Source organism: Saccharomonospora sp. NPDC046836, from assembly GCF_040645195.1.
Classification (GTDB): domain Bacteria; phylum Actinomycetota; class Actinomycetes; order Mycobacteriales; family Pseudonocardiaceae; genus Prauserella_A.
On the sequence record NZ_JBEYXW010000003.1, the window covers coordinates 183437 to 194888 of the forward strand.

The following is an 11452-nucleotide window of genomic DNA, read 5'->3' on the forward strand; positions in this document are numbered from 1 at the left end:
ATGAACGGACAGTTTCGCGGCAAGACTGTGCTGGTCACCGGCTGCGGGCGAGGCGTGGGCAGGACGATCGCGCGCCTGTTCGCCGCGCGTGGCGCCCATGTGATCGTCAACTACTTCCACTCCACCGATGCCGCCATGGCCACGGTGGCCGAGATCGCCGCCGCGGGCGGTTCAGCCGAGGCGGTCCGCGCCTCGGTGGCCAAGCCCGAGCAGGTGCGGCGCCTGTTCGCCGAGGTCGCGGAACGGCACGGCGGGCTGGACGTTCTGGTCAACAACGCCGCCCGCGGCGTGTTCACCACGCTCGACGAGGCTGCCGACGAGGACTGGGCGCGGGTGCTGGATACCAACCTGCACGGGGCGCGATGGTGCGGCACGGCCGCGCTGCCCCTGCTGCGCGGCCGTGCGGACAGCATCGATCGTCAATGTGTCCTCGGCCTTCGGCGCTCGGGTACTCGACCACTACGCGGTGATCGGCGTCAGTAAGGCGGCCCTGGAGGCGCTCACCCGCTACCAGGCCGTCGAATACGCGCCCCACGGTGTGCGAGTCAACACGGTGTCGGCTCCGATGATCGACAACCGGGTCGCGGCGCTGTTCCCCCACTCCGAGGCGATGCTCGCCGCGACGCTCGCATCGACCCCAGGCGGGCGGTTGACCACGGAGGAAGACCTGGCGCGCCTCGTGCTGCTGGCGGCATCGCCGGACGCCGGCTGGGTCACCGGGCAGACCCTGGTCGCCGACGGCGGCCTGTCCCTCGACGGGATCCAGGTATCCACCCGTGCCCGGCGCCCGGACACGGCCACACAGGCCGAGCCCACCCCGGACGCAGAGGATGCGATCGCGGTGGTGGGCATGGGTGTCGTGGCGCCAGGCGCCGACGGCGTCGATGAGTTCTGGGACAGGCTCTGCCGGGGCGAACCGGCATTCACCGAACCCGACGAGCGGTTTCCCCTCGCCGACTTCCACTCCGACGACCCGGACGCGCCCGACCGCACCTACGCGCTGGTCGGCGGGGTGATCCACGAGCCAGGGCGGCCCGACCCGGACAACGACTACGCCGCCGAATGGCTGCGGCGAGCACTGCGCGAGGCAGCCGCAACCACCCAGACCCGCCCCGTCGACAGGCACAGTTTGTTCGCCGGAATATGGGCCGACGGCAGCCAGCATCTGGAGGAGTCCATCGCCGTGGGCCTCGCCGCCCAAGGCATCGCCGAGCAGACCGGGGACCCCGAGGTGCCACGCACGCTGTTGCGCGAACACTACCCGCGGGCGAGCAGGCAACCAGGCGAGCACACGCCGGACCGGATCGCGCGAGCGGCGGCGCGGGGAGTGCTACCCGAGGATACGTCCGTGTTCACTGTGGACACCGTGTGTTCGTCGTCGCTGTACGCCATCGACCTCGGAGTGCGAACACTGCTCGACGGCGAGGCGGACATCGCCTACTGCGGAGGCACCTTCACGCTGTGCCCGCGCACCCTGGTGCTGTTCGCCAAACTGCGCGGGTGGTCGCCCACCGGAGCGCTGCGCAGTTTCGACGCCGCCGCCGACGGCACCATCTTCTCCGACGCCGCCGGAGTGGTCGCGCTCAAACGGCTGTCCCGCGCCAAGGCCGACGGAGACGAGGTGCTGGCCGTGCTGACCGGCTTCGGCGGGTCGGCCGACGGGCGCGGCACAGCGATCTACGCACCCAACCCCGCAGGGCAGCGCCTGGCCCTGCGCCGTGCGCACGAGATCAACCGGCTACGCCAGGACGACGTCGACCTCGTCGTCGCGCACGCCACCGGCACCGTGGCCGGCGACAGCGCCGAGCTGGCCGCACTGGCCACCGAAGCCGGGGCACGCGAGGTGTTGTGCGTGTCGAACAAGACTCTTTTCGGTCACGGTGGATGGGCCGCCGGCGTCCTGTCGGTCATCCACGCCATCCTGTGCCTGCAGCACGAACGGATCCCCGCGCAACCAGCCTTCGCTGAGCTGCCCGAGCCGGCGAACGCGCTGCCGGTGCGGGTGCCGACACACCACGTCCCTTTTCCCCGTAAGCAAGACGCACCGCGCATCGTGGGAGTGTCCTCGTTCGGGTTCGGCGGCACCGACGCGCATGTGCTCCTCCAGGACCCGGCCGGCAGCGCGCCGCCCTCGGCTCGGCCCGCCATCGACGACGAGCTCGTGCTGGTCGCCTGGAGCGCCCACCTGCCAGGGAACCCGAGCCGGGACACGGTGGCCGAGCGTCTCGCTGACGGCTTGGCCCCGGCAGCCGAGCGCAGGTTCGGCGAGCCGTATCCGGAACCGCCGTTCGCCCAGGTGCGGATGTCCCGCAAGACCGCCCGCGCCATCGACCGCTGCCAACTGATGGCTCTGCAGGCCACCGACCGATTCGCCGACGAGCACGGCGCACTGTGGGACGGAATGACCGAGCGCACCGGCGTGTTCTGCGCACACGCCGACCCGACCCGCGCCTCGATGGAGGCCACCGCCCGCAGCTATGCACACGGTATCGAGCGCGTCCTCGCCGACCGACCCGAGGCCGACACCTACGCGCAATGGCTCGCCGGCCTGCGCCGAACGGTCCCGCCAACCAGCGAGGGCACCATGCCCGGGGTGATGGCCAACGTCATCCCCGCACGCATCGCCAACCAGCTGGACCTGCGCGGGCTCACCATGACCCTGGACTCGGGGATCGACAGCGGCCTGGCCGCCCTTCACGCCGCCTCGGCCTACCTGCGGCGAGGCGACCTCGACCTCGCGCTGGTCCTCGGCATCCACGGCAACACCCTCCGGCTCGGTCCCGGGCCGGAGACAGCCGAGGGCGCCTTCCTGCTCGCCGTTACCCGGGCCGGCGTCGCGCGTGATCGTGGCTGGCCCGTCCTGGCCCAGCTGCGCACCCACCTCCGCCCGCCTGCCCAGCCGGATGTGGCCGACATCCGGCACGTCGCCGCCGGCCGGCCGAGCTACGGCGGGGCCGACTCGCTGTTGGCGGTGCTGCACGCCGCCAACAGGCCCGGGGCCGGCGTCACGGTGCGCGGTGAGGACACCAACCCCAGCGTCGACATCCTCCCCGCACCGGCCGCCGGGCAGCGGGCGCCGGAGCGCGATGAGCACCGGCAGGCCCGCCGCCACCGAGCGGTGTTCCGGCCCGCTCCCCCGCTCTCCCCGGACACAGCGACGATCCCGGCGATCCCACCGCACTACGTGGTGCTGGCCGGCTCGGCCGGGCTGGCAGCCGCACTGGCCGAGCCAGTTGGCCAAGCCGACGGGATACTGGTCAGTGTCGACCCAGCCGCCGCACCGCACGCCACCGTGATCACGGAGGTCGACGAGCACAGCCTCGACAGCGTGCTGCGCCAGTTCGGCGGCGCCGCCGAACACATCCGGCTGTTCTGCGACTTTTCCGAAGCCGCATGGCCCGCGCCACCCGGACCGGGCCTGCTCGCCCTTCAGGACCTGCTTCTTGTGGCGTGCAAACACAGCCACGCCCGGCTCGCAGCCGGGGGCTCGATGCTGCTCGCCCTGCTGGACCCTGCGCACGGCGGCCATCCGCACCCGAACGTTGCGCTGTTCACCGGCTTCGTCAAGAGCCTCGCCTGGGAACTGCCGCAGGCGACGATCCGGGCGCTCGTCACCGACAGCCCCGCGATCCCGGACATCCTCGCCGAGCTGGCCGCCGAGTCCGGCAGCCGGCTCGGGCTGCCGGTGGTCCACCGCCACCGGGGCTCCCGCCTCACCGAGCGGATCGAGCTCCTCCCCAGCCCGTCACCAACCGCCACAACACTGTTGCTGGACAAGGACTGCACGGTGGTGGCCGTCGGCGGGGCGCGCGGGATCACCGCCGCCGTCCTCACCGCACTGTTGCGCCGCTGCCATCCCCGTGTGTGGGTGCTCGGCAGCCTCGACCTGGCCGCCTTCGACCCACACGACCTCGCCACACCCGCCGAGGAGCTCCATGCCCGCCGCGCCGCGCACATCGCCCACCAGCGCAAGGCCGACCCCAGCCTGTCGGTGGCGCAGATCAACCGGGGTTTCCAGCGGCTGTGTGACGCGAACGAAGCCTGGCACAACCTGCGCCGCCTGACCGAACTCGCCGGACCGGACCGAGTCCACTACCTACATTGCGACATCACCGACCCGGCCGCCCTCAGTCTCGCGACCCGCCAGATCGGCACCGCAGCCCAGCGCGTCGATCTGCTGATCAACGGCGCCGGCCAGCACCACGCCGCCGGGATCGCCGCCAAGACCCTCGAGGAGTTCCGCCGAGTTCGAACGGTGAAAGTGCTCGGCTACTGCCACCTGCGGGCCGCTTTCGCCGAGCTCGCGCCACACCGCGGTACAACTTCGGCTCGCTGGTCGGCCTGTTCGGCCTCCCCGGCGAGACCGACTACGCACCGGCCAACGAGTTCCTCGCCCACGCCGCGCGAGCCTCCGCCACCAGCATGCCGGGCGAACACACGCTGGAATGGCCGCAGTGGGCCGAGTCCGGCATCGTCACGCGCGACTTCCTGGACAACGCGGGCCACGACGGGGACGTGTTCACCGCCATCGGCGACGCCGAGGGCGCCGCCCACTTCCTCGCCGAGCTCGCCTCCCAGCGCGACCGCGACGCGCCCGTCACCGCCTTTCTGGGCGACCGGGAGCTGGCCGCCCTGCGCCGCCGATCTCCCGGCTTCGGGGTCCCTGACCCGGCCTCGGTAGGCAGGTATCTCGGGCAGCCGGAACAACATAGCGGCGACCAAGCACAGTGGACTCTCATGCTCGACGGCCGTCACGACCCAGTGCTGCGCGACCACACCGTCGACGGCCTACCCACCCTCCCCGGAACCTTCGCCCTGGAGATCGCCGCGGAGGCCGCTACCGTCCTCGTACCGGGCACTCGCGCTCGCGCCTTCCACGACACGAAATTCGAGGCGTTCATCCACGCCCGTACCGACCACCCCAGCAGCTACACCGTGCGCGCCGCGGTGACCCAACGCGAGAGACTCGACACCACGGTCCGCGTGGTCATCACGTCCACTGTCACTCGCCATGGCCGGGTGCTGCGCGCCGACCGGCCCCACTTCGAAACCGACGTCACCGTCACCCGCAGCCCCGCCCGAGCGCCCGCTTTCACCCCATGGCCCAGACAACCCCTCGCTCCGGCCGAAGATCCCTGCTACAGGGACGACGGCATCGTCCGGCTGAGCGGCATGTTCCGCAACACCACCGAATGCCGCACCGACAACCGCTACGCAGCTGCCCGCTGGTATCCCAGCCCTCAGCTACCGACCGAACGCCTCGGCCATACCGTCATCCCCGCGCTGCTGCTCGACGCCCTCATCCGGACCACAGCCCTTCCCACCGCCGTCCAACACGGACCCGCAGTGCCCCACCGGCTCGGCCATGTGGGCATCCATCTGTCCACCAACGACCTCGACCTTGCCGCCCAGCACCCTGAGGGGATCCGCCTCGTCGCTGACACCACCCGCGGACACGCTGTCGCGCTCGGTCCCGACGACAGCATCCTCGCCGAAATGACCGGGCTGACGTTGGCCGGCCTCGGCAGCCCCGCGCTGTCAGCGCACTCTTGGTGACTGTCCTATTGGCCGAGTCCATCATGTAGCCGGTTGTGCAGCATTCGGGCGACTTCGCCGAGGCACATCTCGAGCAGCCGTGGGCTCTCTGGTGCGCCAGACCCGGCCGCGTGGACCGCGAGGTCGTGGCGGCCGTGCCGGCCGACGATCTGTCGGACGTCGTCGAGTGTTCGAGCCGTGTGCGGGTTCCCGGAGAAGAGCAAGACGGCGGCGCCGCGCGGCGGCGGTAGGTGCCGCAGCCACTCCTGTGCGCAGCTTGCCGTGGTGTGCCGGGGCGGGCCCTGCAGGCGGGGCTGCGCGGCAGCGTTGAGCGCCACCAACTGCTGTCCGTCGGGTGTGCGGAAGCGCTGCCACAACAGCGTCCGAGCGGGAACGGTCGGCAGGCTCGGCACCCCGATGACGGTCCTGGTCTCAACCAGACCGAGCCGGGGACCGAGCACAGCCAGCGCGGCAGCGACCGCGACCTCGTACTCGGTGGCGAATGGGCGGCGCCACGGGTCGGGGTCGGCAGGATCTAGTCTCAGCTGTGCCAGCATCCATGGGTGGCTGGTCAGCGCGGCATCTCGGATGCGCAGCCGCTCCACAATGTCATCGGCTGATCCATCGCGGCTTTCTCGCAGGCGCTGTCCGCACCACAGGTTGATCGTTCCCAGCTGGCAGCCGTGCTGGCGGCGCAGGGCCAGCACCCGGCGCAGCCGGTTCTCGTTGGCCGCCCAGGTGCCGCACACGATGTTGGTCTCGGCGAACTCGCTGCTGTGGTTGGGCAGTGTCGGGGTGAGCATGCCGATCTTGTCGAACACCGCCAGGGCGCGGCTGCGCCGTTTGTCGTCGTAGGTGGCGATGATCTGCCCGTGCTCAGGGCCAAGCCACAGCCGCCTGGTGAGCTCGACGCGCTCTGTGAGATCGCCCCGCCACGGAACCCCCAACACGGCGAACAGCTCAGGAAGATGATCGTCCAGGCGCGACATGGGACATGCGAGCGCGGCAACGGCATGACTATCGAGCGGTGACTCCATGCCGTTCCCCGACAACGCCATACCGAATCCTCCGTCCGTGAACCGCACCGACTACAGATTCACGGTGAGGCTTGTCGTATGGTCTCGGACAACGCGGCCAGCTGGCCTTCCTGCATCGCTGATTCCAAGGCATCCTGCACCGTCGAGATGAGTTCCAGCATGCCCTCACCCGGCAGTACCAACTCGGTCTGCGATCCCGGATTCAGGCACAGCAGGAACTCCTCGCCCGGCCAGGCAGCGAGGATCTCGATGAATGGAACTTGCGCATGATCGACGCCATCCGGCGCGACCCGGCGTAGCTCAGCCTCCGAAGTGAACATGGGAATGGCCTGCAAACTACCGCAGGAGATGACCCTCCAGGGCAGTTCATCGTCCTCGACATCGTCCACATCGGATAGCGAGCCGGTAATCGGGACAACCACATCCGAGCTGCTCAGTACCCACAGGAAGGTCCCCATGTCGCCGGCCTCGGCTGCCTCCGCCAGCGCCTCTTCGAGCTCGTTCTCGGGTTCACTGTGAGCATCTGCCTTGGGCAGAGCGTCACGCGTGAGTTGCTCGATCCCGACCGGCTCCGTTCCGGAGAGTTCAGCCATGCAGCGGTACCTGATCAAGGCAGCGAGATGTTCGCTCATGGCCGCCTGGATGTCGTCCGTTGGAATCACGGTGTGCTGTTCTTCAATGAGCTGGTCCACGTTGTGGAAGGGCAGAGCAGCGCCGATCGGCAAACCAGGATTGACGGCGAGCATCTCATGCGGCTCGGGCCGTGCTGGGCGCAGCGCTTCGAGCGTGGTCTGGCGATGGTCACGCACGACGTTCCCCAGTACGGTGTGCAGCGCCTCCGGGGACGTGAACGCGAGCACCGGTTCCGGGTCGAACGGCAAGGTCTGCTCGAATAGTTCCCACTCCGGCGTGCCGCGTTCCGGCAGCACGGGGCAATACAGGACCGCCGCCATCAGGGTTTGCACGTAATGCTGAATGTCCCCCTCATCGAGGGCCTTCGTCAGCGCATGCTCGACGTCGTTCGCCGGCTGCCAGTCGGTGCTCATACTCCACCCCGTTCTACTGCCTGCCCCCATTCAAGTAGGTCGCCGCAACCCGGCGAGCACAACGTTGTTGGCACTTTGACGCACCGTGATGCGCTACGCTGAACCACCGGCGCCCGCGCCCGCTGGGACGCCTCGTCTCGGATCATTCCTGGAGCCATGACTCGCACACTGCTCGTTTCCCCAGACCAGCCGGGCGCACTGCCGACGATCGGCGACGCGTTGAGCGTGGCGGACAACGGCACCGTTATTTCCATCGCTCCCGGCCAGTATCCAGAGCATGTCGTCATCAAGCATCTGAACGTGACCCTCGCCGCCCGCGAGCCGGGAACGGTCGTGATCGAGCCGGCTGCGGGAGACCGGGCTGCCGTGGTGTGCCTCGCGAGCGAGTCGATCTTGGACGGCCTCGTGGTGCGGACCGTGGCACATCCCGCGATTCACGTGCGCGGTGGCCGGGTGCGCGTCTCCAACTGTACGGTGTCGGCTCGCTTCAGCGACGGCATCGCCATCACCGACGGTGCCACCGCCGAGGTGGCGGGCGCGAAGATCACCGATTCTCAGCGCGGCTTGATCGTCGAAGACGCGGACGGCACGTTCGACCGTTGCGAAATTCGCAACATCGTCGATGACGGGATCATCGTGCGTCTCGGTGCTCGCGCCACCATCCGGGCCAGCACGGTCACCGACTGCGGTTTCCGCGGCATTTACATGTACCAGGCCGGCAATTCGGTCGTCGAACGCTGCGATATCGCGCAGTGCGGAGACAGCGGTGTTTCCGTGGCGGACCAGACCTCGCCCGTTATCACGCAGTGCTGGATCCACGACACCCAGGGTGCTGGCATCAACGTCGGCAGGGGCTGCGGCGGGGTGATCGAAGGCTGCCGGGTGGAGAACACAGCTCCGCCGGGGGTGCTGCTTGCGGACGGCGCCCATGCCGAGGTACGGGAGGCGGGCCCTGGATCCATCACGCAGCTCGTCGGCGCCGGCCAGACCAAGGAGAATCGGTCGGATCCCGAACGCGTCGAGCAGTTGCTCGCCGATCTCGAGGAGATGATCGGCCTCGACGTCGTCAAGCACGAGGTCCGCGCGCTGATCGACGAGATCCAGGTCAATGAGTGGCGACGCAATGAAGGCCTCTCGGTGAGCGCGGTGAGTAACCATCTGGTGTTCACCGGCGCGCCAGGGACCGGTAAGACCACAGTGGCCCGCACTTACGGCCAGCTACTCAAGGCGCTCGGAATTCTGCCCAACGGCCGGTTCAAGGAGGTATCCCGCCGGGATCTGGTTGGCCAGTACGTCGGGCACACAGCAGAGAAGGCAGCCTCGGTGTTCGACGAAGCTCGTGGCGGCGTTCTGTTCATCGACGAGGCCTACACGCTTGCCCGTACCAGCGGCAGTGGAGCGGATTTCGGGCAGGAAGCCATCGATACCCTCGTCAAGCTCATGGAAGATCACCGGGACGACATCGCGGTCATCGTCGCAGGCTACACCGACGAGATGGCAAAGTTCCTCGACGTCAACCCCGGTCTGGCCTCCAGGTTCGCCAGGACCATGGAGTTCGAGAACTACACTCCCGAACAACTCGTCAAGATCAGTGATCGCATTGCGAACAACGACGACTACGAACTCGCCGACGATGTCGAGCTTGGATTGCTGGAGTGGTTCGCGCAGATGAAGAAGGACGAGAGCTTCGGCAACGCACGCGAGGCACGCAAGTTGCTGGAAAGGATGCGCAAATCGCAGTCCACTCGGCTTCGATCACTCGGCCGGCGTCCCACCCGCGATGATCTGCGCAACCTGACGCTTGACGACCTGCTCGACGCAATCCGAACCGGATGACGTGGCATGTGAGCCTGGTTTGAAGCCAGAGGCGGGTGGGTCCGCCCGCCTGGTCCACACTCGGGCAAGTGCCGACCAGACGGGCGAGACGGTTTTCACTTCCGGTGCGGCCATTCCCACGGGAGCACTACTTGTGCTGAGCCGCCACCACGACGGACCGGCTCGGCAGCGGCCAGCCAGCGGCCGTCCCGCAACCGCTCGATACCGGTCACCGCGCCGATCTCCGTTGCCTGCGCGGCGAACCCTTGGCCGTACTCACGCAGCTGCGCCGTTTCCGGCTGGTCAAGGAACTCCTGCTCCACCTGGGCAGCGTTGGAGTTCCGCTGAGACGCCCGTGGTGCCGCGATGGCGTCTACAAGGGAGAGTCCACGATCCAAGCGCCCCAGCAGTACTTGCGAAACAGTGGTGATGATCGACGCGCCACCTGGGGAACCGACGGCAAGCAGTGGTACGCCGTCTTTCAGGATGATGGTCGGCGACATCGACGAACGTGGCCTCTTGCCTGGCGCCGGAAGGTTGGGGTCAGGCACGCCAGGAGTGACCGGGGTGAACGAGAAGTCGGTCAGCTCGTTGTTGAGTAGGAACCCCCGGCCGGGGACCACCATGCCGCTACCGCCCTCCTGCTCGATGGTGAGGGTATAGGCGACCATGTTGCCCCAGCGATCCGCCGTGGTGACATGCGTGGTGTTCTCGCCCTGAACCGGTGTCGGCGCCGGCAAGGCCTCCGCGGTACACGGCTCGGGATCGTGCGGATTGCCAGCCGGGACGGGGCTGGTCAATGCCTGTGCCGGGTTGAGCAGGCAGGCCCTGCTGTCGGCGAACTCCTGGCTGAGCAATTGTTCGCTCGGCACATCAACGAACGCCGGATCACCGATCCACCGGTTACGATCGGCGAAGGACAGCCGGGTCGCCTCCAGAAAGTGGTGCAGGTGGTCCGCTGTGGACATTGACCCGAGGTCGTAGTTCTCCAGGATGTTCAGCGTCTCGGCCACCGTGATGCCGCCGGACGACGGGGCCGGCATGCCGTACACGTCCAGGCCACGGTATTCGGTGTGCGTTGGAGCCCGCTCGACCGTCTCGTACGCCGCGATATCCGCAGTGGTCATACCACCAGGCCGGACGTTGCGTCCGGAAGCCGGGTCAACGGGCGGATGCTGCACGGTGTCGGCGATATCGGACGCGATCGCACCCTCGTAGAAGGCATCCACGCCCTTCTTCGCGACCAACCGGTAGGTGCCGGCCAGATCGGGATTGGTCAGCCTGGAGCCAACGGCCGGAGGCTCGCCGCCCGGCAGGTAGAGCTCTCGCGTCGCGGGAAACGCCGCGAAACGCTCAGCGTTACTGGTCACCTGCCTGTTGAAGGCCGCGTCAACGGTGAATCCGTCACGAGCAATCCGTTCCGCGGGCTTCAGCACGGCAGCCAGATCCTTGTTGCCCCATCGGCTGATCGCGTCCTGCCACAGTGCCGGCGAGCCCGGCACACCAACGCCCAAACCGCTGGTGACGGCTTCCCCGAAGGGGATCGGCGCACCGTCTTCCACGAACATGGTCTCGTGCGCACTGGCCGGTGCCGTCTCGCGGCCGTCGAGGGTCTGCACCCTGCCGGAGCGCGCGTCGTAGTACACCAGAAACCCTCCCCCGCCGATGCCGGCGGAGAACGGATCGGTCACACCCAACGCGGCCGCCGTGGCCACCGCGGCGTCCACCGCGTTGCCACCCCGGCGCAGCACGTCGATCCCAGCCTGTGTGGCGTCGACATCCACACTGGACACGGCGCCGAAGTAGCCGACCGCCTCCGGCGACTTGGCCGGCTGCCTAGGACCGGCGTGCGCGGCCGGGGCTATCAGTGCGGTCGCACACGCGGTGGCGGTCAGCACACTAGCGAGGGCTCGTGGGGTCCTTGCCGTCATCTTCCCTCTCTCCAGGTCGTCTGCACCTTGGGCAGCGTAAGTACCTTGAAAGCCAGCAAATTGCACCTCAGGACATCGTTAGGGTATT

At 68.4% G+C, this 11452-nt stretch carries 7 protein-coding genes; 4 read left to right on the forward strand and 3 right to left on the reverse strand.

Annotated elements, in window-relative coordinates; genetic code table 11:
- From ABZ863_RS05995 to ABZ863_RS06005, 3 genes are read left to right on the forward strand one after another with little or no spacing between them, the layout of a single operon-like run.
- Nucleotides 1–483: an SDR family NAD(P)-dependent oxidoreductase gene (locus ABZ863_RS05995; protein WP_358531560.1), complete on the forward strand. Its 483-nt coding sequence runs from the start codon at nt 1–3 to the stop codon at nt 481–483.
- A complete protein-coding gene (locus ABZ863_RS06000) occupies nt 401–4681 on the forward strand; it encodes an SDR family oxidoreductase (protein WP_358531562.1) in 4281 nt (1426 codons plus the stop codon). The genes ABZ863_RS05995 and ABZ863_RS06000 overlap by 83 nt, the downstream gene beginning before the upstream one ends.
- On the forward strand, nt 4633–5556 hold the full coding sequence (locus ABZ863_RS06005) for a hypothetical protein (RefSeq protein ID WP_358531794.1): 924 nt from the start codon (nt 4633–4635) through the stop codon (nt 5554–5556). The genes ABZ863_RS06000 and ABZ863_RS06005 overlap by 49 nt, the downstream gene beginning before the upstream one ends.
- A gap of 5 nt (nt 5557–5561) precedes the next feature.
- Here the strand turns inward: ABZ863_RS06005 and ABZ863_RS06010 are convergent, their stop codons facing one another.
- Both ABZ863_RS06010 and ABZ863_RS06015 read right to left on the reverse strand, forming a co-directional pair.
- Nucleotides 5562–6593 carry a hypothetical protein gene (locus ABZ863_RS06010; RefSeq protein WP_358531563.1) on the reverse strand — a complete coding sequence of 344 codons (1032 nt, stop codon included), beginning with the start codon at nt 6591–6593 and terminating at the stop codon, nt 5562–5564.
- Between the two features lie 38 nt (nt 6594–6631).
- Nucleotides 6632–7618 (reverse strand): SseB family protein, encoded by a 987-nt coding sequence (locus tag ABZ863_RS06015; protein WP_358531565.1) that lies wholly within the window; start codon nt 7616–7618, stop codon nt 6632–6634.
- A 225-nt stretch (nt 7619–7843) separates the two neighbouring features.
- Between ABZ863_RS06015 and ABZ863_RS06020 the strand changes: the two genes are divergently transcribed.
- Nucleotides 7844–9454, forward strand: coding sequence for a right-handed parallel beta-helix repeat-containing protein (locus ABZ863_RS06020; protein WP_358531566.1), 1611 nt, complete (start codon nt 7844–7846; stop codon nt 9452–9454).
- A 95-nt stretch (nt 9455–9549) separates the two neighbouring features.
- Here the strand turns inward: ABZ863_RS06020 and ggt are convergent, their stop codons facing one another.
- Nucleotides 9550–11364, reverse strand: a complete 1815-nt coding sequence (gene ggt / locus ABZ863_RS06025; protein WP_358531568.1) for a gamma-glutamyltransferase — start codon at nt 11362–11364, stop codon at nt 9550–9552.
- Between the last annotated feature and the right edge of the window lie 88 nt (nt 11365–11452).